A 21,656-nucleotide genomic window follows, 5' to 3' on the forward strand; every position below is an offset into this window, starting at 1 on the left:
CGCCCTCCCGCCGCCCGCTCCGACGGCCGCGCGGACTCGCCGGTGCCCCGTTCCGTATGCGCCCGGGAGGAAACTTGTGGAACCAGCGAGTTTCGTGATCCGCTTGTGAAGAATGAGAAGTCGTCTAGCGTTTCGGATGAAGGTTTCTCCAATTCGCCAGGGGCATAGGCTGGTTAGCTCGGATGAGGGGGCTCCACACATGCCGTCGCACTCGAAGGTCCTCGTCGTGGACGACCACGAGGATTACCTCTTCGCGTTGGAAAGCGCGCTGGCTCCGCTCGGCTACGAGACGACGTGCGCGACCAACGGGGACGATGCCCTCAAGGAAATACTCCGCGGCCACATCGCCGTAGCCCTGCTCGACGTGCGCATGCCCGGCGTCGACGGCCTGGACGTGGTGCGCTACGTGCGGGGCGTGGAGCAGACGCAGCTCCTGCCGATCATCCTCCTCACCGGCTTCGACGTGAGCCAGGAGCTGTCGGCGACGGCCCTGCGCCTGGGCGTGGCCGACATCGTCGTGAAGCCCGTCGACCCGTGGGCGCTGCGCACCAAGGTGCGCTACCTCTACGACACGTACCAGCGGCTGCGGGCGCTCAAGGCCGAGGTCGACGGCTACCGGTCCCGGAGCCTCGACGGCGTGCGCCCCGCCGCGGGCGGCCCGTCCCACACGGGCGTGCCCGCACCGCAGGCGAACCCCTCCGCCCCGCCGGACGCCGTACAGGTCCGCGTGCCCTCCCAGTCCACGGGCGCGGTCCGCCGCGGCCGCCTGCCGAAGGACTGACCGCCGGGCGCGCGGAGCGGCTACTCCCCAGGGAGTACGCCTGATCGCCACGCCTGGCGGACGCCCGGCGCCTGAGCCTCCGTCTAGCGTGGCCGCCATGGACGAACAGCGCGGACGCGGGTGCGGTGGCTCGCCCCGGGGCGGACCACCGGTGTGGCGGCGAGGGCCGTCGTGGTGGCGGTTGCCGGGCGTCGACGACACCACCGCGGCCGGGCGCCGCCTGCCCTGGCTGACGACCTTGCTCCTCACGGTGTTCATCCAGATCGGCACGGGCTTCGCCGGGCACGGCCAGCCCGGGCGCGAGGAAGCCGACGTCCTGGCGCGGGTGCTGCTCCTGCTCGCGTCGGGCTCCCTGCTGCTGCGCCACCGCCACCCCGTGGCCGTCGCCTACGTCACCGCCGGGACCACCGTGGTCTACCTCGGCGCGGGCTATCCGTACGGGCCCGTGTTCCTCACGGTCGCGGTCGGCTGCTTCGCGGCTCTCGTCGCGGGGCACCGGCGGGCGGCGTGGGGGGCCATCGGCGTGTGGTGGGCCGGGCAGACCCTGGTCACGCAGGTGCTGTACCGGTGGCTGCCGCCCGCGGGGGACGGCGCGCCCGGCTGGGGCGAGGCGCTGGTCTCCGCCGTGTGGGTGGTGGCGGTCGTCGCGGTCTCGGAGCTGGCCCGCACCCGACGCGAGCAGTGGGCCAAGGAGCGCGCCGAGCGTGCCCTCGCGGCCCGGCGGCGCGCCGACGAGGAGCGGCTGCGGATGGCCCGTGAGCTGCACGACGTCCTCGCGCACAGCATCTCCGTCATCAATGTGCAGGCCGGTGTGGGCCTCGCCCTGCTCGACTCCGACCCCGAGCAGGCCAGGACCGCCCTGACCACCATCAAGGCCGCGAGCAAGGAGGCGCTCGGCGAGGTCCGCCAGGTCCTCGACACCCTGCGGGCCCCGGGCGCGGCCCCGCGCGCGCCGGCCCCGGGCCTCGACCGGCTCCCGGAACTCGTCGAGCAGGCCGGCAGCACGGGCCTGACGGTGACCGTCACCACGGAGGGCCGCCGCGGTCCGCTGCCGCCCGGCGCGGACCTGGCCGCCTTCCGCATCGTCCAGGAGGCGCTCACCAACGTCGTACGCCACTCCGGCTCGCGGCGGGCACGCGTCCTGGTGCGGTACGCCCCCGGCTCCGTGACGCTGCGTGTCGACGACGACGGACCCGCCACCGGCGCCGACGCGGGCGGCAGCGGCAACGGCCTCGCCGGAATGCGGGAGCGGGCCGCCGCGCTCAAGGGCACCATTGAGGCGGGCCCGCGCCCCGGCGGCGGCTTCCGCGTGACGGCGGTGCTGCCCACCAGCACCGCCGCGCGGCCGGGCCGAGAGCGGCACGACGACCAGTGAGCACCCCACCTCAGGAGGCCCCCGTGATCCGCGTACTGCTCGCCGACGACCAGTCGTTGGTCCGCGCGGGGTTCAAGGCGCTGCTCGACGCCCAGGCGGACATCGAGGTGGCGGGCGAGGCCGCGGACGGCGACGAGGCGGTGCGCAAGGTGCGACAGCTGCGGCCCGACGTCGTCCTGATGGACATCCGCATGCCGCTGCTCGACGGCTTGGAGGCCACCCGCCGGATCACCGGCGAGCCGGACCTCGACGGCGTACGGGTGGTCATGCTCACCACCTTCGAGCTGGACGAGTACGTCTTCGAGGCGATCCGCTCCGGCGCCTCGGGCTTCCTGGTGAAGGACACCGAGCCCGACGAACTGCTGCGCGCGGTGCGGGCGGTGGTCGCCGGTGACGCGCTGCTCTCGCCCGGGGTGACGCGCCGCCTCATCGGGGAGTTCGCCGCGCGCTCCAAGGAACCGGCGGCCGCGGGGGCGCTCGCCCACCTCACCGAACGGGAGCGGGAGGTGATGGCCCTGGTCGGCATCGGCCTGTCGAACGAGGAGATCGCGCGCCGCCTCGTCGTCAGCCCGCTCACCGCCAAGACGCATGTGAGCCGCACGATGGTGAAGCTGGGCGCCCGCGACCGCGCCCAACTGGTCGTCCTGGCCTACGAGTCGGGCCTGGTCCGCCCCGGCTGGCTGGGCTGAGCCGGTACGCCGGGCAGGGCCGCGCGCCGCTCCCGCCACCGCTCGGCGAACCGCCAGAGGACGGCGACGAGGCGGACGAGGAAGGCGGTGCCGGCGAAGGCTCCGCCCACGGCCGTGAGCGTCGTGGCGGTGCCGCCCGACAGGCCGAACACGAGGATGGGCCCGCCGGCCAGGGCCATGAAGACGAGTGCCGCGTACGCCACCGCACTCACGAGCGCGTAGCCGATCTCCACCGTGATCGCGTCCCGCTCGGCCTGGCTCCGTCGGCCTTGTCCCACCGTGTCCCCCATGTCATTCATGCGGGAAGTGTCACAGGCCGGGGGCCCGGCGGGCAAGGAATTGCCCGCCGGGCCCCCGGCTGTGACGTGCCGTCGCGTCTTTCAGTCGCCGATGGTGACCCGCTCGCGCGGGGTGTCCGTCAGCGGCTGCGACGTGGCGACCGTGATCGTCCGCTGCCTGCGCCGGGCACGCAGTCCTGTGAGGTTGATGAGCAGCCCGGCCACGGCGAAGGCCGTCACGAGGACCAGGCCGGGGCGGTAGCTGTCCAGGACGGCACCGGGTGACGCGCCGACCTCGGGCGAGCCCTCGCCGGAGGCCGTGATGACCGCGGTGGTGATCGCGAGGATGACCGCGCCGCCCACCTGGATCGAGGTGTTGAGCAGGCCCGAGACCATGCCCTGCTCGTGGTCGGCCACGCCGTTGGTGGCCTGGATGTTGAGCGAGGGGAAGACCAGGGCGCACGCGATGCCGAGCAGCACCATCGACGGCAGGATGACCGTGACGTACGTCGGCGTCAGGTCGATGCGCAGGAACAGCGCGTACGACGCCACGAGCAGCGCGAAGCCGGTCACGATGACCCGGGTGGTGCCGAACCGGTCGACGACGCCGGCGATCTTCGTGGCGGACAGGGCCACGATCACCCCCGCGGGCAGGAAGGCGAGCGCCGTCTCCAGGGCCGACCAGCCGAGCAGCGACTGGAGGTACTGGGTGGCGATGAACTGGAACGACACATAGCCGCCGAAGAACGTGACCGCGCCGAGCTGGGCGCGGACCTGCGCTCCCGAGCGCAGGACGCCGAGGCGGATCAGCGGGCTCGCGGTGCGCAGCTCGATGGCGACGAAGGCGGCGAGGAGCACCGCCACGGCCAGGAACGACAGCAGCGTGCGGGCGGAGGCCCAGCCGACCTCGGGGGCCTGCACGACGGTGAAGACGAGCAGCAGCATCGACGCCGTGCCGGTGACGGCGCCCGGCACGTCGTAGCCGCCGCGGTTCGCCTCGCGGGCGGAGCGCGGGATGAGCTTGAGCCCGGCGACGAGCGCGATGACGGCGATCGGCGCGGGCAGCAGCATGGTCAGCCGCCAGCTGACCTCGGTGAGCACGCCGGACAGGACGAGGCCGAGCGAGAAGCCGGTGGCGGCGCAGGTGGTGTAGATGGACAGGGCGCGGTTGCGGACCGGGCCCTCGGCGAAGGTCGTGGTGATGATCGACAGGCCGGCGGGCGCGGTGAACGCGGCGCTCAGGCCCTTCACGAAGCGGCTGGCGATGAGCAGCGGCCCGGAGTCGACGAGCCCGCCGAAGAGGGAGGTCACGGCGAAGACACCCAGGGCGATGAGGAAGACCTCACGGCGTCCGAGCAGGTCGGCGGCGCGGCCGCCGAGCAGCAGCAGACCGCCGTAGCCCAGGATGTATCCGCTGACGACCCATTGGAGGGACGAGGTGGAGAGGTCCAGGTCGGAGCCGATGGACGGCAGGGCGACGCCGACCATCGAGACGTCGAGGGCGTCCAGGAACATCGCGGCGCACAGCACGAGCAGCGTGCCCCACAGGCGTGGGGTCCAGCGCTCCGCCGAAGGGGAGGCAGGGGGGACGGGGGAGACCGGTGAAGTCATGCGGAGCAGAGTACATGCATGTGCATTGACTGCAAGTGCATTTAATTCCGATGCAATAATCGCGCGAATTCTGCTACGGTGCCGCCATGGCGGCGACGAAGGCCGAGCCCGCGGCTGAGGCCGAGCAAGGGCTCGTGAACCAGTGGCGGGAGATCCTCGCGGTGCACGCGCGCACCCTCTGCGAGCTGGACCGGGAGCTGCACCCGCACGGTCTGGGCGCGAGTGACTTCGAGGTCCTCGACGTGCTCGCCGAGGGCGGCTCCGCGGACGGCGACGGCGGCTTCCGGGTCCAGGACATCGCCTGCCAGGTCCACTTGAGCCAGAGCGCCCTGTCCCGCCTCATCGGCCGCCTGGAGAAGGACGGCCTGGTCGAGCGCGGCATGTGCAGCGAGGACCGCCGCGGCGTGCGGGTCTGCCTGACCGCCAAGGGACGTCGACGGCACGCCGAGGTCAGGCCGGTGCAGCGCGCCGTGCTCACCCGCATGCTGACGGCCCCGGACGCCTGACGGCAGGTCAGGGGCGGGCGCGCGCGGCCCGCGCCGGGCGCCCGGCAGGCCCGGCGGTCAGCCGACCCCCGACGTCTCGCGCCACAGCGTCGCGAGCGCGGTGTCGCCCGTGATCTGCGGGAACGGCAGGCGGTTCCACAGGGCCAGATACAGATACGCCGCCTGGCCCGCCACCTCGCAGTCGGCGGTCAGCGTGTCGCCGTGCTCGGTGACGGGAACCTCCGCGGACAGATGGACCGTCCACGCCTCCTTCGCGTCGGTGGCGCGGATCCGCAGCACGCGCGGCTCCGGAGTCCGCACCCGGCTCTTGGTCCGGGCGTGGAAGCCGCGCAGCAACTCGTCGATGCCGTCCACCGCGAAGTCCGTGCCCACGGTCGCGGGCGTACCACCGCGCGCGGCCTCGGCGTCCACGCGGTGCACGGCGGTCTCGTGCGCCTGCCGCCGCGCCCAGAAGGCGAGGGGGGACCGGGACGGCAGGAACGTCCAGCACCGCAGGTCGGACGGGGCGGCGGTGAGCGTGGTGACGAGCGCGGCGTGTCCCTCGCGGAACCACGCCACGAGGTCGGCGCCGTCCAGGCCCGGCTCCTGTTCCCAGGGGCGGAACGAGGGATGCGCGTCGGCGACGAAGGCGGCGGCCCAGCGGTGCACCACGCCCGTGTGCCGCAGCAGGTCGCGCACCTGCCAGCCGGGGCAGGTGGGCACGGCGGCACCGGTGCCCGCCTGCTCGGCGGCGTGGGCGAGCGACCGGCCTTCCCGGTCGAGTATCTCGATGTGCTCGGCAATCTCCATGCGGGGATTGTGCAGGACGATCCGGCCGCCGCGTGGGCGAAGCGTGGACCGCGCCGGGGCAGGGACGAAAGGCGTCCGCGGCCGGGTGCGGGCACGGCCGCGGCGCGTGCCGCGAGGCCTCAGCCGGTGGCGCGCGCCCGGGGCGTGCGCCCCGTCGCTCCCGCGATGCACGCGGCGACGGCCGCGAGTACGGCCACGCTGGTCAGGGCCACCGGCAGGGAGAACCAGTCCGCCATGAACCCGATGGCGGGAGGTCCCATCAGCATCCCGCCGTAGCCGAGCGTGGACGCGGCCGCCACCCCGCTCGGCCCGGCGAGCGCGCCGGCGCGCTCGATCGCCACGGGAAAGATGTTCGCGAGGCCGAGGCCCGTGATCGCGAACCCGGCGAGTGCCGCGCCCGTGGACGGCGCGAGCGCGCCCAGGAGCATGCCCGCCGCGGCGAGCAGGCCGCCGCCGACGACCGTGCGCGTGCCCCCGAGGCGTTCGAGGAGCGCCGTACCGGACAGGCGGCCGATCGTCATCGCGAGCGCGAAGCACGAGTAGCCCGCCGCGGCGACGCCGGGGTGCGCGTCGAGGTCCTGCTCCAGGTGCAGCGCGCCCCAGTCGGCCAGCGCCCCTTCGCCGTACGCCGTGCACAGCGCGACGAGCCCGAAGACCAGCACGAGGCCGCTTGGCCCCCGCACGCCGCCGCCGTAACCGCGTGGGGCGGAGGGGCGCGCGCCGTCGGCGTCCGGGGCGCCCGGCACCTCGTACCGCAGCAGCGTCGGCGCCGTCACCACCGCGACGAGGAGGCCGATCAGGGCGAGCGCGAGCAGGTGCCGGGTGGGGGAGAGGTGCCCCGCGACCAGACCGCCGATGCCCGCGCCGATCATGCCGCCGAGGCTGAACGCCGCGTGGAAACTGGGCATGACCGGACGCCGGAGCGCCCGTACGAGATCGACGGCCGCGCTGTTCATGGCCACGTTGATGCCGCCGTACGCCGCGCCGAAGACCAGCAGGACCAGGCCGAGCGCCAGGGCCGAGTGCGTCAGCGGCGGCAGCGCCACGCTCAGCGGCATCAGGACGCCGCACGCCACGGTCACCGGATGGCTGCCGAAGCGCGTGCACAGCCGCCCCGTCAGCGTCATCGTCACCACGGCTCCCGCCGAGACCCCGAGCAGCGCGAGCCCGAGCGCGCTCGCCGAGGCCCCGGTCTGCTCCTTGATGGCCGGGATGCGCACGACCCATCCGGCGAAGACGAAGCCGTCGAGCGCGAAGAAGACGGTGAGGGCGGCACGGAGCCGGCTGAAGTCGCGGGAAGGGGCCTCGGGCGCCTCTGACGTGGGTTTGTTTAGTAGCGGCACAAAGTCAGCGTAGAGGCGCACCCCGGTCGCGGACAAGGCGAATGTTCGGGGCGCATGATGCGGGGCCGCACCGGGCCGGGTGAGCCGGGAGCGGCGGCGACCGCGCCGGGCGGGGCGGAGTCGGGCGGGGCGGCCGTACCGGGTCGGGCGGGCCTGGCCGTGGCGGTCGTGCCGGGTCGGGCGGGGCCGGGTGTTGCGGCCGTACCGGGTCGTGGTGCGAAGCCGCGGCGCCGCACTTCGGAAATAGACGTACGAAACCGTGGATCACGGACAGGCGAAGGGCGCGGGACGGCCGCATGGCGACGAAGGAACGGCGAGGTGGCGTACGGATCATGGGAGACTCGCCCTCATGAACGGGAAGGCTGCCACCGGGGGCGAGGCGCGCACGCGCCTGGAGCGAGGGCGTACCGCGCTCGGCCCCGCACTCGAACTCGTCCACACCGGGCGCGCCCCCACCCGAGCCGTCCTCACCGCCGAGTTGGGCGTCACGCGTGCCACGGCGGGTGCCGTCGCGGCCGAGCTGGAGGCGCTCGGCCTGATCAGCGTCGACGCCAGGCCGAGTGCGGCCGCCGGGTCGCAGGGCCGCCCCTCGCACCGCCTTTCCGTGTCCGGGACCGGCCCTGTCGCGCTCGCCGCGCAGGTGCACGCCGACGGCTTCCGCGCGGCGCTCGTCGGCCTCGGCGGCGAGATCGTCGCCACGACGCCCGGCTGCGAGACGATCGACGCGGATCCGGCGCAGGTGCTCGGCACGGTCGTCGAGGAGGGCGCGCGCCTGCTGCGCGAGACCGGGAGGCGGTGCGTCGGCGCCGGGCTCGCGGTGCCGTCGGCCGTCGCGGAGCCGGAAGGCACCGCCCTCAATCCGCTGCACCTGGCCTGGCCCGCGGGCGCGCCCGTGCGGGAGATCTTCGCGGACCGCGTACGGGCGGCGGGCGTCACGGGCCCCGCGTTCACCGGCAACGACGTGAATCTCGCGGCGCTCGCCGAACACCGGCACGGCGCGGGGCGCGGCGCCCGCGACCTGCTGTGCGTGGCGACCGGACACCGGGGCGTCGGCGGGGCGCTCGTCCTCGACGGCCGTCTGCACACCGGAAGTTCGGGTCTGGCTCTCGAAGTCGGGCATCTCACGGTGCACTCGGAGGGGCGCCCCTGCCACTGTGGCAGCCGCGGCTGTCTGGACGTGGAGACCGACCCGCTCGCCTTCCTGACGGAGGCCGGGGTGAGGCCGGGGCCCGAGGGCCTGCTCAACCAGGCCCGCACGCTGCTGGCCGAGCACTACGCGGATCCTGCGGTACGGGTGGCCGCCGAAGCCCTGATCGACCGTCTGGGCCTCGGTCTCGCGGGCCTGGTGAACATCCTGAACCCCGACCGCATCATCCTCGGCGGACTGCACCGCGCGCTCCTCGACGCGGACCCGGAGCGGCTGCGCGCGGTCGTCGCCGACCGGAGCCTGTGGGGCCGCAGCGGCGGCGTGCCGATCCTGGCCTGTACCCTCGACCACAACAGCCTGGTGGGGGCCGCCGAGCTGGCCTGGCAGCCGGTGCTCGACGACCCCCTGGGGGCGCTGGGTTAGCGGTCAGGGCCGCGTCAGCCGACCCGCGCGGGCTCCCGTACGGGGGCCGCGACGTCGGCGGCCGGGGCGGCGGTTCCGCGCCGGCGCAGGTCCGGGATCAGCGACAGCAGGCCGAGCACCGCGAGTCCGGCGCCGATCCACAGGGGGGCGCGCAGCCCGTAGGTGTCGATGGCGGGGCCGCCGACGGAGGTCGCGATGATGATGCCGCCGGTGATGAACGACGAGTGCACGCTGTTGACCAAGGGGCCGGTGTTGCCCGCGCGCTGTACGCGGGTGACCATCGCCGGGTTCATGGTGACGCCCACCAGGCCGATGCCCAGCATCATCGCCACGGCGGCGACCGGCACGTCGGCGACGAGGGCGAAGCCGGCGAGGAAGCCGAAGTTCAGCAGCAGGCCCGTGACCAGGACCGGCAGGGTGTACCGGTCGGCGAGACGGCCGACGACGGTGTTGCCGATGAGCGTGGCGGCGCCGTAGGCGATGAGCAGCAGCGGCACGGTGCCGGTGGCGAAGCCGGTGATCTCGGTGAGGATCGGGTTGAGGTAGCTGAAGGCGGAGAACGTCGCGCCGATCACGAACGTGCTGGTGATCAGGACCAGCCAGAGCCGCGGGCTCCTGAACGCGCCCAGTTCCCCGCGCAGGGCGCCGCCGCCCTCGATGCGCTCGACGTGCGGCACCCCGACGAGCGTGGCGACCGCGGCCAGCGTGGTGAGCACGGTGATGGCCCAGAACGCGGCACGCCAGCCCAGGTGCTCCCCGACCACGGTGGCCAGCGGAAGCCCGAGGAGCGTGCCCAGCATCAGGCCGTTGAGCGCCACGGCGACGGCGCGGCCCCGGATCTCGGGGCGGGTCAGCTGCGTGGCCATGGAGATGCCGACCCCGAAGAAGGCCTGCGAGGCGACGCCGGTGACCACGCGCGCCACGAGCATGGTCCGGTAGTCGGGGGCGAGGGCGGCCAGGACGTTGCCCGCGAGGAAGACGGCGAAGATGACCATCAGGGCCCGCTTCTGCTCCAGCTTGAGCAGGGCGGCCGTCAGGAACGGCCCGCCGAAGGCCATGGCCATCGCGAAGGCCGTGATCAAGTAACCGATCTCGGGGATCGTGACGCCGAGCCCTTCGGCCATCTGCGGCATGAGTCCGGCGACGACGAACTCGCTGGTCACCATGGCGAAGATGCCTAGGGCCAGGACGTAAACGGCGCGGGGCATGGGTGCTCCTCGGAAATGAGCGGCAAGTATTGGACGGGTCAGTACAAAATTAGGGCGGAGAGCGGCGCGTCGAAGCTCCAGGAGAGTTCAACGCGCCCTTACGGCGGGGAAGTTCAGGAGCGCAGCGCGTCCAGTGCGGTCTCGGCGATGGCTTCGAGCACGGTGCGGTCGGCGCCCGCCTGGGCGGAGACCCGCATGCCACCGATGGTGGCGTTGACGAACCGGGCGAGGGACTCCGTGTCCCGCCGGTCGGTGATGGTGCCGTCGCGCTTGCCCGCGTCGATCGCGATCCGCAGCAGCCGCAGCCGGAGGCCGAGGTCGCGCTCGATCAGCGCGGCCGCGTCGGCGTCGCGCCGGGCCAGCTCCACCACCGTGTTGACGGTGAGACATCCCATGCTGCGCTCCGCGTCCTCGCGGTACTCGAACTCGCTGTCGACGACCCGGGTGTACAGCGCGCGGATGCGGTCGAACCCCGGGCGCTCGCTGTCCTCCAGGATGTCCGCCTGCGGGGCGCTCATCATGTCGATGTAGCGATTCAGCGACCTGCGGAACAGGTCGTGCTTGCTGGTGAAGGTGTTGTAGATGCTGCTGCGGCCCAGTCCGGTGGCGTCGCACAGGTCCTGGGTCGAAGTGGCTTCGTAGCCCTTCGCCCAGAAGGCGCGCATCGCCGCGTCCAGGGCCCGCTCCTCGTCGAACGTCCTCGGTCGGGCCATGAAGGAACCGTACCCGTTTTGGAACGTGCGATGCAATACGAGGGTGCGTGTGAGCGCCCCCCCGCGGGGTGGGCGCTCACCTGGGGTGTCAGACGGGCCACTCCACGGCGAAGGCGTCAGCGGCGTTCACCGTGAGCATCCGGTCCACCAGGTCCTTGCCGACGGCCCGCTCCAGGCGCGGCCGGACCCCGCGCAGCAGATGGGGCATGCCCGGGCCCCCGTGCACGGAGCGCGCGGCGGAGGTCGTGGTGTCGCCGCCCAGGAGCAGCCGGGAGCCGTGGCCCGCGTCGGCGAGGGCCCGCACGGCCTCCGGCATGCGCCAGTCCGTGGCGTGGTGGGCGCGGGAGGGCCCGTCGAAGGCCAGATAGACGCCCGTGGCGGCGGCCCGGAGGTGGGCGTCGAGGTCGGGGAAGCGATTGAGGTGGCCGAGGATCACCTTGCCGGGCGGGACCTCCAGGTCCGCGCAGAGCAGGTCGAGCACGTCCTGGGTGCCGGTGCCCAGCTCCAGGTGGACGGCGATGGGCGCGCCCGTCGCGTGGTGGGCCTCGGCCGCCGCCGTCATCGTCCAGCGGGCGTGCGCGTCCAGGGTGTGGAAGCCGCCCGCGACCTTGATCAGGCCGGCTCGTACGCCGCTGTCGGCGATGCCGGAGGTCAACTCCCGTACGAACAGCGCGGCCAGGCCTTCTGCGCGCAGCGCGGCGAGGTCGTCCTGGTCGTAGTGCACGGCCTGGTGCAGGCCCGTCGCGGCCACGATCACCGTGTCCGTCGCACGCGCGAGGGCGGGCAGGTCGGCCGCGTGGCGGCCCATGCCGTGCGGGGTCCACTGGATGACGCTCCGGCCGCCCGCCTCGTGGAAGGCGGTCAGCTCCGCGGCCGCGGCCCGTGCCGAGTCCAGCTCCTGGCCCGGGAGTTGAGGGCTGCGCAGGAAGAGGTGGTCGTGGGCGTCGCACACGCCGAGGGCGGACGGCGCGACGTCCCCCGTGACGGTACGGACCGCGGGACCGGCCCCGCTCACCACGCCCGGCCCTTGACGAGCCGGTCCCGCTCGGGAGTCGAGCAGTGCAGGACCTGGAAGACCTCACCCGAGGCCTCGGGCGCCTCGTCGGCCCAGAGCGAGAACGTGACCGCCTCCCAGTGCCGGGGGTCCACGGCCACGACCGAGCCGACCGCCCCGCCGGCGCGGGAGAGGGCCGCGGCGTCATCGAGGAGCCCGGTGGCGAGGTCCGCGATCCGCGCGCCCTCCGGCAGCGGCCTGCGGTGACGGAGGGCGGCCGTCGGCCGGGCGCCGACAGCGGGCCCGGCCTCGTAGGCGAGGGCCATCCAGTGCTGCACCACCGGTCGCCCGAAGTCGTCGCTGAGCCCCTGGAAACCGGGCCCCCAGAGGAAGGAGTTCATGCCCTCGGCGGTGTTCCAGAGGTAGAAGGGCGCGTACTGGTTCACCGGCGAGCCGTCGACGCCGCGCTCGCGCATGAGGTAGGCCTTGAAGCCGAGGCCGGGGAACGCGTCGAGGAGATGGCCCTTGGCCGCCACGCGCTCGCGGATGACGCCCATGTCGTAGTCGGCGGGCAGGGGGATCTCGTACTGCAAAGCGTGCATGGTGTGCGGTACCTGCTGTTTCTGTCGGAGTGGCGGGCTCAGGCCGGGTACTCGTCGGCAGCGACGTGTTCGTCCCAGTGGGCGGTGGTGCCGTCCTCGGCGGCCTCGACCACGGCGAGGTGCGTCATGAAGGTGCGCGGCGCGGCCCCGTGCCAGTGCCGCTCGCCGGGCGCGATCCACACGGTGTCGCCGGCCCGGATCGGCTCCACGGGCCCGCCCTCGCGCTGCACCAGGCCTTCGCCCTCGGTGACGTGCAGGACCTGGCCGTGGGGATGGCGGTGCCAGGCGGTGTGCGCGCCCGGGGTGAAGTGGACGCTGAACATCCGGAGCCGGGACGGGGCTTCGGGGCTCGCGATCTCGTCGAGCCGGACGCTTCCGGTGAAGTGCTCGGCGGGACCGCGAAGGCTCTGGGGGCGGGTGCGGGTGATGTGCACGGCAGTCCTCTGCGCGTAGTACCGGGGGAGGGGGTGACCCCTCGGGGACGACCCCTCGGTGAGGGAGGTGAGGTGGGGTGAGGGCTCAGCGCGGGGCGAGCAGCGCAAGGAGGCCGCGGACGCCCGCGTCGAAGGCGTCCGGCGAGCCCGTGGAGCGGGCCAGGACATAGCCGCCCTGGACCGTCGCCACGAGGGTCGACGCGATGTCCTGGGCGTCGAGCGACGGGCTGAACTCGCCCCGGTCCAGGCCTTCCTGGATGATCGCGGCGAGCCGCCCGCGCAGCCACTCCAGGGTCTCGGTCACCGGCGCGCGCAGCGTGTCGCTCGCGATGACGTCCGGGTCCATGGTCAGCCGACCGACGGGACAGCCGCGCAGTACGTCACGCTCGCGCAGCAAATACCCGGCGACGCGCTCGTACGCCGACCCGTCGCCGCTCAGCGACGCCTCGGCGGTGGCGCGCATCTCCTGGGCCGTGCGCCGGATCGCGGCGAGCGCGAGGTCGGGCTTGCCCGAGAAGTGGTGGTACATGCTGCCCTGCCCGGCGCCCGCGTGCTGCTGGATGGCCTTGGGGCTCGTGCCCACATAGCCCCGCTCCCACAGCAGCTCACGGGTGGACTCGATCAGACGCTCCGGAGTGCTCATGACCACACTGTACATACTAATAGGTACAGAGTGCCAGGTGAGGAGCGCTTGGCCGCGGGGATGAGGCCCGCGGCCCGTTCGTACTCCCGGGGAGGTACGCGCACGGCCGCTGGCCGTACGACGACTTCGACGGGCGCCCGGACCAGGCTCGGAAGGGACGGAAAGCATCGCTCCGCACCCCTTCGAGGAGATGGACATCATGCACACCCTGGCGTTCGACGGCGGGCCCGGCCCGTGGATCCTGTTCTTCCCGCTGATCTGGGCGGCCGTGGTGTTCGGCGTCGTCACGGTCCTGCGCCGCACGGGGTGGCGCGGCAGGGGCGGGCCCTGGCAGCGAGGTGCCGCTGGTGTCGACCAGAAGTCACCCATCGCCGCGCTCGGCCATCGCTTCGCCTCCGGCGAGATCGACGAGGACGAGTACTGGCGCCGCCTCAGCGTCCTGAACGAGGAGTTCGGCCACGCGGGCGGCGCATCGAGCGGGTCCGGCGGGTCCGGCGCGTCCGGCGTGTTCAAGGGAGGCCGCTCGTGAGCACCACCGCCGCCCCGCAGCCGGCCGGGATCCGCTACGCCGCCCGGGTCGAACGGGCCGTCAAGGTCTACGGCTCGACCGGGACCGCCAGGTCCGCCGAGACCGCGGTGACCGCCCTGGACGACGTCAGCGTCGGCTTCCCCGCGGGGCGCTTCACCGCGATCATGGGCCCGTCCGGCTCGGGCAAATCCACCCTGATGCACTGCGCCGCGGGCCTGGACACCCTCACGTCGGGCTCCGCCCACATCGGCGGGACGGACCTCGGCTCCCTCGACGACCGGCGCCTGACCTTGCTGCGCCGCGACCGGATCGGCTTCGTCTTCCAGGCCTTCAACCTGGTGCCGACGCTGACCGTCGCGGAGAACATCACCCTGCCGATGGACCTCGCAGGGCGGCGCCGCGACCGCGCGCGGCAGGAGTGGACGGACGCGCTCATCGACATCGTCGGCCTGCGCGACCGCCTGCACCACCGGCCCGCCGAACTCTCCGGCGGACAGCAGCAACGCGTCGCCGTGGCACGGGCGTTCGCCGCCCGCCCCGACGTCGTCTTCGCCGACGAGCCCACCGGCAACCTCGACTCGCGCTCGGGCGAGGAGGTCCTCGGGCTGCTCGGCCGCACGGTGCGCCAGATGGACCGCACCGTCGTCATGGTCACCCACGACCCGGTGGCCGCCGCCCACGCCGACGAGGTCGTCTTCCTCGCCGACGGCCGCCTGGTGGACCGCATGCGGGACCCCACGGCCGACAAGGTCCTCGACCGCATGAAGGCCTTCGAGGCCACCGGCGCGGCCCGGTCCGGCGTGGCCTCCTACGACGCGTACGGCGAAGCGGCGTACGACACCACCGGCGCCTGCGGCCCCACGAGGGGGGCGGCGTCATGACATCGCTCGCCCCCGCCGCGCGCCTCGGTCTCACCTCCCTGCGCGGCCACAAGCGCCGCTTCGCCGGTACGTTCGTCGCGGTGCTGCTCGGCGTCGCGTTCCTGGCGGGCACCCTCGTCATGGGCGACACGCTCCGCGCCGGCTTCGACACGATGTTCGGCGACGCGACCCGCGGCACCGACGCGGTCGTACGCGCCGAGAACACCATCACCACGCCCGGCGAGACCCAGGGCGTCCGCCAGGCCGTCGACTCCGGCCTCGCCGAGCGGATCGCGCGCGTACCGGGCGTCGCGGCCGCCGAGCCCAGCATCCAGGGCGCGGGCCAGCTCGTCGGCAAGGACGGCGACCCGGTCGGCGGCCAGGGACCGCCCACCCTCGCGGGCAACTGGATCGCCGACACCGCGCTCAACCCCTACCGGCTCGCCGAGGGCCGCGCCCCGGCGAAGCCCGGCGAGGTCGTCGTCAACCGCGGCGCCGCCGAGAGCGGCGACCTGAGGATCGGCGACACCACCACCCTGCGCACGCCCGACCCGGTTGAGGTGACCCTCGTCGGCCTCGCCACGTTCGCCGGCGAGGACGGCATGGCGCAGACGACCTTCACCGGCATGACCCGCGCCGACGCGGAGAAGTACCTGACGCCGAAGCCGGGCCAGGCCTCCTCCATCCAGGTCCGGGCCGGGCCCGGGACCGGACAGGCGGAACTGGTCGACGCGCTGGCCCCCGTCCTGCCCCGGGGCGTCGAGGCCGTCACGGGACAGGAGGCGGCGCGGGAGAACTCCGAGATGATCTCCGGCCAGTTCCTGACGCTGTTCACGACGTTCCTGCTCGTCTTCTCCGGCATCGCGCTCCTGGTGGCGACCTTCTCGATCCACAACACCTTCGCGATCGTCGTCGCCCAGCGCACGCGCGAGAACGCGCTGCTGCGCGCCCTCGGCGCCTCCCGCCGCCAGGTCACCGGAGCGACCCTGCTCGAAGCGGGCGCCGTCGCCGTGGCCGCGTCGCTCGCGGGCCTCGCGGGCGGCGTCGCCGTCGCGGCCGGGCTCCAGGCGCTGTTCCCCGCCATCGGATTCCCCTTCCCTGAGGGCGACTTGGTGATCAGCGGCACCTCGATGCTGCTGCCCTTCGCCGTCGGCGTGGTCGTGTGCGCGGCCTCCGCGCTGCTGCCCTCCGTCAGGGCCGGGCGGACCGCGCCGCTCGCCGCGCTGCGCGAGACGGCCGTCGACCACTCCGGCGCCTCGCGGGCGCGGGCCGTGACGGGCACCGTGCTCGGCCTCGCCGCCGTGGCCCTCGCCCTGCTCGGCGTCCTCGCCGACCCGTCGCTGTGGCTGGCCGGGACCGGGGCCGTGCTCGCGCTCGTCTCGTTCGTGGTGCTCGGGCCGGTCGCCGCCGCCCGCGCGGTACGCGTCATCGGCGGGCCGCTCGACCGGCTGCGCGGCGTCACCGGAGCCCTCGCCCGGCGCAACGCCCTGCGCAGCCCCAAGCGCACGGCGGCCACCGCGAGCGCCCTGATGATCGGCGTCGCCGTCGTCTCCCTGTTCACCGTCTTCGGCGCGTCCCTGAAGGCGACCATGGACCAGACGGTGTCCCGGTCCTTCGCCGGCGACATCGCGGTCAGCACCCCCGCCTTCGGTGGCGGCGGCAGCGGCCTGAGCCCCCGCCTCGCCCCCGCGCTCGCCGCACGCCCGGAGGTCGCCACGGCCGTCGGCCTCGGCAGGGGAGTGGCCGAGGTCAACGGCAAGGGCCGGGCCCTGACCGTCACCGACCCGCGGGCCCTCGCCAGGTCCTTCGACCTCGGCCGCGTCCAGGGCTCGCTGACCGGCCTCGGCGACGACGGCATCGCTCTCACCCGCGCCGAGGCCGACAAGCAGCGCCTGAAGGTGGGCGACCGCGCCGAACTCGCCTTCACCGACGGCAAGACCGACGGCAAGAAGGACACCTTCACCGTGCGCGCCGTGTACGGCAGGTCGGAACTCGTGGGCGACTACGTCGTCACCCGCGAGGCCTGGGCCCCGCACCGCGCGCAGGACTCCGACACGCTGGTCTCCGTCACCTTCAAGGACGGCGTGAGCACCGCCGAAGGCAAGGCCGCGGTGTCCGCCGTGGCCGCGGAGTACGGCAACCCCGAGGTGCAGACCCGCGAGGAGTACGCGCGGTCGTCGGCCGGAGGCATCGACATGATGCTCACCCTCGTCTACGCGCTGCTGGCCCTCGCCGTCCTCATCGCGCTGCTCGGCATCGCCAACACCCTGACCCTGGCCCTGCACGAACGCACCCGGGAACTGGGCCTGTTGCGGGCCGTCGGCCAGACCCGCGCCCAGCTGCGCGCCATGGTCCGCTGGGAGTCCGTCCTGGTCGCCGCGTTCGGCACCGCGGGCGGCCTGGCGCTCGGCGGCTTCCTCGGCTGGATCCTGGTCAAGGCGTCCGACGGGGCGTCCGACAGCGCCTTCGCGTTCGCCCTGCCGCCGCTGCCGCTCACCGTGGTCGCCCTGGTGGGCGTGGCCGCGGGCGCCCTCGCGGGCCTGCGCCCGGCGCGGCGCGCGGCACGCCTCGACGTCCTGCGCGCGATCGCGACGGAGTGAGAGGAACCCGGCGAGGAACGAGAACGAGAACCGAAGCAATGGACACGGTCGAGAGCGAAGGAGCAAGCGAAGAAGCAAGGGAACAGGACGAGAACAGTCACCGCCCGGTCAGCCAGGAACGGCCGACCGGGCGGGAGTATGCGCGCCGACGGGCGACGGGGCGACGAAGGAGCGGGTGCTCTCGGCGTCGTACGCGGGATACGTCGGCAGGTCCACGGTGGGCGACGGCGCGGCGAGCGTGAACCAGACGACCTTGCCGTGCTCGCCCTCCGGCCTCACCCCCCAGCTCTCGCTGACCGCGGCGACCATGGCGAGCCCGCGGCCGCAGGTCTCGAACGGCTCCGCGTCCCGCACCTCCGGCAGCCGGGGGTCGTGGTCATGGACGGAGACCATGAGACGCCCGAGCATCAGCTCGATGTCCACGGTGCATCCCTTGTCCCCCTCCGCGTGCCGGTGGACGTTGGTGAGCAACTCGGTCACACCGAGCGCGGCCCGGTCTATCAACGGATCGAGATGCCAGTAGCGCAACTGCGCCGATACGATTCTGCGGACTTGACCGATCCGCGACGGCAGGGCTTGGAGCTCTACCGTGCACTGCCTGCTCGGCTGGCTGATCACGGTGCGACTCCCCGAAGTGAGGTCCGGAAGAAGACGGCGTTCCGATCCAGCAGGGGCCGCGCGCTGTCCGCCGCCTGCTGGGGGCCCGGCGGCTGGTTCGCAGCGTTATCGCCGGTAAACCCAGAGTGATGTGACACCAGAGTGACGCAGGGGGTGCGGGCGTGCAACTCGCGCCCGTCTCTGCCCCGTCAGACGCGCTGTCGCCCGCCCGCGCTGCGCAGCGCCTCCAGGAAGGCGCGGACGGAGGGTGGCCCCGGCTCCCCGGGCACCGGATCGTGGTCGCCGAGCGTGAGCCGGTAGCGCGTGCCGTTGACGTCGGCGAGCGCGCGGTCCTGCGGGGCGAACCAGGGTTTGCCCGCGCGCACCGCCTGCACCGGTGCGCTGTCGATCTCCGTGCCGTAACTGGTGAGCAGTTCCAGTCTGCCGTCGTTGATCCGGACCTGTCCCGCGCGGGTCAGGGAGCGCAGCCGCTTCCCGATCCGCACGCCCGTGGCCGTGAACTCCGGCTCTGCCATGAGGCTCCGCCCCCTCGCGCGCGGTGGCGTCCCGCGCATGGTGTGCCGCGGCGTCCGGCGTGCCGCGGGCCGTGGTCTGGCGCTGTCCGGGCGCCGCCCGATGGCGCCCGTCCGGGACCCTACCCCTGCCCCGTGCGGTGCAGTGTGCACGGGGCAGGGGCCGAACACTAGGGCGTACGGCGACGTCGCACATGCCACTTCCGTGCGGGGCCACGGCAGCGGGCCGGGAGGGCCAGATGGCCGTGACAGCTGCGCCTTTGAGGTACCAAAAGGAGTGTTTATGCAGGTGAGGGCGGTGTTGTAGGTGTTTATCATCGAGGGGTCCGGCCGGATCGAACCGCGTCCGGCATGAGCGCGAGGAGCCACGCGGTGAGCACCGTCCAGCACGACCCGACCGGCGAGCCCGCCGTCACTCTCGATGTCGACCGGAGCGACGCGGACTACCGTTCCTGGCTGAAAGAAGCCGTACGCAAGGTCCAGGCCGACGCGAACCGCTCGGCCGACACGCATCTGCTGCGCTTCCCGCTGCCCGAGCACTGGGGCATCGACCTGTACCTCAAGGACGAGTCGACCCATCCGACCGGCAGCCTCAAGCACCGGCTCGCCCGCTCACTGTTCCTGTACGGCCTGTGCAATGGCTGGATCCGCCCGGGACGCCCCGTGATCGAGGCCTCCAGCGGCTCGACGGCCGTGTCCGAGGCCTACTTCGCCAAGCTGATCGGCGTGCCCTTCATCGCGGTGATGCCGCGCACGACCAGCGCCGAGAAGTGCCGCCTCATCGAATTCCACGGCGGCCAGTGCCACTTCGTGGACGACTCGCGCACGATGTACGCGGAGGCGGCCGCCCTCGCCGTCGACACCGGCGGCCACTACATGGACCAGTTCACCTACGCGGAACGGGCCACGGACTGGCGCGGCAACAACAACATCGCCGAGTCGATGTACCAGCAGCTGCGCCTGGAACGCTACCCGGAGCCCGCGTGGATCGTGGCGACGGCCGGGACCGGTGGCACCTCGGCGACCATCGCCCGCTACGTGCACTACATGCAGCACGACACCCGCATCTGCGTCGCCGACCCGGACAACTCCTGCTTCTTCGACGGCTGGACCCACAACGACCCGGCCGCCACCAGCGACTGCGGCTCCCGCATCGAGGGCATCGGCCGCCCCCGCATGGAGCCGAGCTTCGTGCCCGGCGCCATCGACCGCATGATGAAGGTCCCGGACGCGGCGAGCGTCGCCGCCGTCCGCGCCCTGGAGCGGGTCATCGGCCGCAAGGCGGGCGGCTCGACCGGCACCGGCTTGTGGAGCGCCCTGAAGATCGTCGCCGAGATGGTGGCGGCGGGCCGCACCGGCAGCGTCGTGACCCTCCTGTGCGACCCCGGCGACCGCTACCTCGACAAGTACTACTCCGACGCGTGGCTGGCCGAGCAGGGCCTGGACATCCGGCCGTACGCGGCGGCCATAGAGACACTCCTCGCCACGGGCCGGTGGACGGAGGCCTGAGCCGACGGCCCGCCGCCTAGGCCTTCGTCCCCGAGAGGCGGCGCTCCAGGTTCCCGAGCGAGGCGGCGAAGGTCTTGCCCAGGCCCCTGCGCCCGTGCCGGAACAGGAAGCGCGCCAGGCCGCTGGGCTCGACCGCGAAGGTCCAGCGCACCCGCGTACCGGTGCCGGCGGGCGTCAGGTGCCACTCCTCGACCAGGGCACGGACCCCGGGCGCGTTGGTGACGTCGACGCGGTAGACGTACCGCGTCGGCGCGTCCGCGGCGAGGATCGACTCCAGGAGCCGGACGCGGCCCTGGAGATGGACCACGCGGCCCGCGCCGCCCCGCACGGGCCGGGCGCGGGTGACCGACGTGAACCACACGGGCCACTGCGCCACGTCCACGGCGAGGGCCTGGAAGACCGCCTCGGGCGGAGCGGCCACGTCACGGGTGAAGACGTGCCGCACCGGTGCGGTGGCGAGGAAGTCGAGCCCCACGGGCCTCAGATGGCGTGGCATCGCACTCAGCCCCCAGCGGACGGCGGTGGTGGAACGCGTACGGTCACCTTAGACGAGCACGCCCACCAAGGGCAGGGCCGTGACCGGTGGACGCCGCGTGCCCCTCAGGCCTCCGCGGAGACCTCCGGCTCGCCCGCCACGATGAGCCGCAGCCGCTCGGAGACCTCCGCGCGGGCCTCGGCGGGCAGGCCCGCGTCGGTCACCAGCGTGTCCACCTGCTCCAGCGTGGCGAAGGAACTCAGGCCCACCGTGCCCCACTTGGTGTGGTCGGCGACCACCACGACGCGGCGCGCGGACCGCACCAGACGCCGGTTGGTCTCCGCCTCCGCGAGGTTGGGCGTGGACAGACCCGCGCCCGCCGCTATGCCGTGCACCCCGAGGAACAGCACGTCGAAGTGGAGCGCCGCGATCGCCTGGTCGGCGACCGGGCCGACAAGCGAGTCCGACGGCGTGCGCACCCCGCCGGTGAGGACCACCGTGGCGGCCCCCTGCCGCTGGCCCGAGCTGCGCTGCGCGGCGTGGAAGACGTCCGCGACCCGCACCGAGTTCGTCACCACCGTCAGGTCCGGCACGTCCAGGAGCTGATGCGCGAGCGCGTAGGTCGTCGTACCGCCGGAGAGCGCGATCGCCGTGCCCGGGGCCACCAGGGCCGCCGCGGCGCGCGCGATGTCCTCCTTGGCGCTGAGTTCGAGGCCCGACTTGGCCTCGAAGCCGGGCTCGTGCGTGCTCGCCTCCGCCACCGGCACCGCGCCGCCGTGGACCTTCTCCAGGACCCCCTGGCGCGCGAGCGCGTCCAGGTCACGGCGGACGGTCATGTCCGAAACGCCCAGCTTCCGGGTGAGTTCGTTGACCCGGACACCGCCACGGCGGCGGACCTCGTCCAGGATCAGGGCGCGGCGCTGCTCCGCGAGGAGGTGCTGATTCTCACTCACCTCAGGTCCGGCCCTTTCGCCCAGTCAAGCCCGTCATCAGGTCGCCTCATCCTCGCATGCGCCA

The 21,656-nt window shown here is 73.4% G+C and carries 23 protein-coding genes; 9 read left to right on the forward strand and 14 right to left on the reverse strand.

Annotated features, from left to right (window positions below; all coding sequences use genetic code 11):
• The first annotated feature begins 199 nt into the window (after positions 1 to 199).
• From AC07GB_RS25730 to AC07GB_RS25740, 3 genes are all read left to right on the forward strand, one after another.
• Entirely contained in the window at positions 200 to 781 is a 582-nt protein-coding gene (locus AC07GB_RS25730; protein ID WP_478849297.1) for a response regulator, read from the forward strand.
• Positions 782 to 878: 97 nt separating this feature from the next.
• On the forward strand, positions 879 to 2,156 hold the full coding sequence (locus tag AC07GB_RS25735; RefSeq protein ID WP_478849299.1) for a sensor histidine kinase: 1,278 nt from the start codon (positions 879 to 881) through the stop codon (positions 2,154 to 2,156).
• A gap of 23 nt (positions 2,157 to 2,179) precedes the next feature.
• The gene (locus AC07GB_RS25740) at positions 2,180 to 2,845 is read left to right on the forward strand and encodes a response regulator (protein WP_478849301.1); all 666 of its coding nucleotides are present in this window, start codon (positions 2,180 to 2,182) and stop codon (positions 2,843 to 2,845) included.
• Here the strand turns inward: AC07GB_RS25740 and AC07GB_RS25745 are convergent.
• Both AC07GB_RS25745 and AC07GB_RS25750 read right to left on the reverse strand, forming a co-directional pair.
• On the reverse strand, positions 2,806 to 3,144 hold the full coding sequence (locus AC07GB_RS25745; protein WP_478849303.1) for a DUF6332 family protein: 339 nt from the start codon (positions 3,142 to 3,144) through the stop codon (positions 2,806 to 2,808). The genes AC07GB_RS25740 and AC07GB_RS25745 overlap by 40 nt on opposite strands.
• An 81-nt stretch (positions 3,145 to 3,225) precedes the next feature.
• Positions 3,226 to 4,734, reverse strand: a complete 1,509-nt coding sequence (locus AC07GB_RS25750; protein WP_478849305.1) for an MFS transporter — start codon at positions 4,732 to 4,734, stop codon at positions 3,226 to 3,228.
• A gap of 86 nt (positions 4,735 to 4,820) precedes the next feature.
• Between AC07GB_RS25750 and AC07GB_RS25755 the strand changes: the two genes are divergently transcribed.
• Positions 4,821 to 5,240, forward strand: a complete 420-nt coding sequence (locus AC07GB_RS25755; RefSeq protein WP_478849307.1) for a MarR family winged helix-turn-helix transcriptional regulator — start codon at positions 4,821 to 4,823, stop codon at positions 5,238 to 5,240.
• Positions 5,241 to 5,297: 57 nt separating this feature from the next.
• On the opposite strand, the gene AC07GB_RS25760 is transcribed toward AC07GB_RS25755, so the two are convergent.
• Together AC07GB_RS25760 and AC07GB_RS25765 are read right to left on the reverse strand one after the other, a co-directional pair.
• Entirely contained in the window at positions 5,298 to 6,029 is a 732-nt protein-coding gene (locus tag AC07GB_RS25760) for a maleylpyruvate isomerase family mycothiol-dependent enzyme (protein ID WP_478849309.1), read from the reverse strand.
• Between the two features lie 119 nt (positions 6,030 to 6,148).
• Entirely contained in the window at positions 6,149 to 7,372 is a 1,224-nt protein-coding gene (locus AC07GB_RS25765) for an MFS transporter (RefSeq protein WP_478849311.1), read from the reverse strand.
• Positions 7,373 to 7,721: 349 nt separating this feature from the next.
• Between AC07GB_RS25765 and AC07GB_RS25770 the strand changes: the two genes are divergently transcribed.
• Complete coding sequence (locus AC07GB_RS25770; RefSeq protein ID WP_478849313.1) at positions 7,722 to 8,942, forward strand: ROK family protein; 1,221 nt, start codon at positions 7,722 to 7,724, stop codon at positions 8,940 to 8,942.
• Positions 8,943 to 8,956: 14 nt separating this feature from the next.
• Here AC07GB_RS25770 and AC07GB_RS25775 read toward each other — a convergent pair whose 3' ends face one another.
• The 6 genes from AC07GB_RS25775 to AC07GB_RS25800 all read right to left on the reverse strand — a co-directional run bounded on the left by AC07GB_RS25775 (position 8,957) and on the right by AC07GB_RS25800 (position 13,551).
• Positions 8,957 to 10,150: an MFS transporter gene (locus tag AC07GB_RS25775; RefSeq protein WP_478849315.1), complete on the reverse strand. Its 1,194-nt coding sequence runs from the start codon at positions 10,148 to 10,150 to the stop codon at positions 8,957 to 8,959.
• 113 nt (positions 10,151 to 10,263) lie between these two features.
• Complete coding sequence (locus AC07GB_RS25780; protein ID WP_478849317.1) at positions 10,264 to 10,863, reverse strand: TetR/AcrR family transcriptional regulator; 600 nt, start codon at positions 10,861 to 10,863, stop codon at positions 10,264 to 10,266.
• Positions 10,864 to 10,951: 88 nt separating this feature from the next.
• Positions 10,952 to 11,881 carry a phosphotriesterase family protein gene (locus tag AC07GB_RS25785; protein ID WP_478849319.1) on the reverse strand — a complete coding sequence of 310 codons (930 nt, stop codon included), beginning with the start codon at positions 11,879 to 11,881 and terminating at the stop codon, positions 10,952 to 10,954.
• Positions 11,875 to 12,459 carry a DUF4865 family protein gene (locus tag AC07GB_RS25790; RefSeq protein ID WP_478849321.1) on the reverse strand — a complete coding sequence of 195 codons (585 nt, stop codon included), beginning with the start codon at positions 12,457 to 12,459 and terminating at the stop codon, positions 11,875 to 11,877. The genes AC07GB_RS25785 and AC07GB_RS25790 overlap by 7 nt, the downstream gene beginning before the upstream one ends.
• Before the next feature lie 38 nt (positions 12,460 to 12,497).
• The gene (locus tag AC07GB_RS25795; protein ID WP_478849323.1) at positions 12,498 to 12,893 is read right to left on the reverse strand and encodes a (R)-mandelonitrile lyase; all 396 of its coding nucleotides are present in this window, start codon (positions 12,891 to 12,893) and stop codon (positions 12,498 to 12,500) included.
• 85 nt (positions 12,894 to 12,978) lie between these two features.
• Positions 12,979 to 13,551, reverse strand: a complete 573-nt coding sequence (locus tag AC07GB_RS25800; protein WP_478849325.1) for a TetR/AcrR family transcriptional regulator — start codon at positions 13,549 to 13,551, stop codon at positions 12,979 to 12,981.
• A gap of 184 nt (positions 13,552 to 13,735) precedes the next feature.
• On the opposite strand from AC07GB_RS25800, the gene AC07GB_RS25805 reads away from it, so the two are divergent.
• From AC07GB_RS25805 to AC07GB_RS25815, 3 genes are read left to right on the forward strand one after another with little or no spacing between them, the layout of a single operon-like run.
• Positions 13,736 to 14,065 (forward strand): SHOCT domain-containing protein, encoded by a 330-nt coding sequence (locus AC07GB_RS25805; RefSeq protein WP_478849327.1) that lies wholly within the window; start codon positions 13,736 to 13,738, stop codon positions 14,063 to 14,065.
• On the forward strand, positions 14,062 to 14,946 hold the full coding sequence (locus AC07GB_RS25810; RefSeq protein WP_478849329.1) for an ABC transporter ATP-binding protein: 885 nt from the start codon (positions 14,062 to 14,064) through the stop codon (positions 14,944 to 14,946). Before AC07GB_RS25805 ends, AC07GB_RS25810 begins: the two co-directional genes overlap by 4 nt.
• Positions 14,943 to 17,525, forward strand: coding sequence for an ABC transporter permease (locus tag AC07GB_RS25815; protein ID WP_478849331.1), 2,583 nt, complete (start codon positions 14,943 to 14,945; stop codon positions 17,523 to 17,525). Before AC07GB_RS25810 ends, AC07GB_RS25815 begins: the two co-directional genes overlap by 4 nt.
• A gap of 108 nt (positions 17,526 to 17,633) precedes the next feature.
• Here AC07GB_RS25815 and AC07GB_RS25820 read toward each other — a convergent pair whose 3' ends face one another.
• A complete protein-coding gene (locus AC07GB_RS25820) occupies positions 17,634 to 18,143 on the reverse strand; it encodes an ATP-binding protein (protein ID WP_478849333.1) in 510 nt (169 codons plus the stop codon).
• A gap of 188 nt (positions 18,144 to 18,331) precedes the next feature.
• Positions 18,332 to 18,658 carry a hypothetical protein gene (locus AC07GB_RS25825; RefSeq protein ID WP_478849335.1) on the reverse strand — a complete coding sequence of 109 codons (327 nt, stop codon included), beginning with the start codon at positions 18,656 to 18,658 and terminating at the stop codon, positions 18,332 to 18,334.
• Between the two features lie 369 nt (positions 18,659 to 19,027).
• Here AC07GB_RS25825 and cds1 point away from each other — a divergent pair, with 369 nt between their 5' ends.
• Positions 19,028 to 20,164 carry an L-cysteine desulfhydrase Cds1 gene (gene cds1, locus AC07GB_RS25830; RefSeq protein WP_478849337.1) on the forward strand — a complete coding sequence of 379 codons (1,137 nt, stop codon included), beginning with the start codon at positions 19,028 to 19,030 and terminating at the stop codon, positions 20,162 to 20,164.
• A 16-nt stretch (positions 20,165 to 20,180) separates the two neighbouring features.
• On the opposite strand, the gene AC07GB_RS25835 is transcribed toward cds1, so the two are convergent.
• Positions 20,181 to 20,660 carry an SRPBCC family protein gene (locus AC07GB_RS25835; protein WP_478849339.1) on the reverse strand — a complete coding sequence of 160 codons (480 nt, stop codon included), beginning with the start codon at positions 20,658 to 20,660 and terminating at the stop codon, positions 20,181 to 20,183.
• A gap of 104 nt (positions 20,661 to 20,764) precedes the next feature.
• Positions 20,765 to 21,592, reverse strand: coding sequence for a DeoR/GlpR family DNA-binding transcription regulator (locus AC07GB_RS25840; RefSeq protein WP_478849341.1), 828 nt, complete (start codon positions 21,590 to 21,592; stop codon positions 20,765 to 20,767).
• Between the last annotated feature and the right edge of the window lie 64 nt (positions 21,593 to 21,656).

This window comes from Streptomyces sp. NPDC045778 (genome assembly GCF_056431945.1).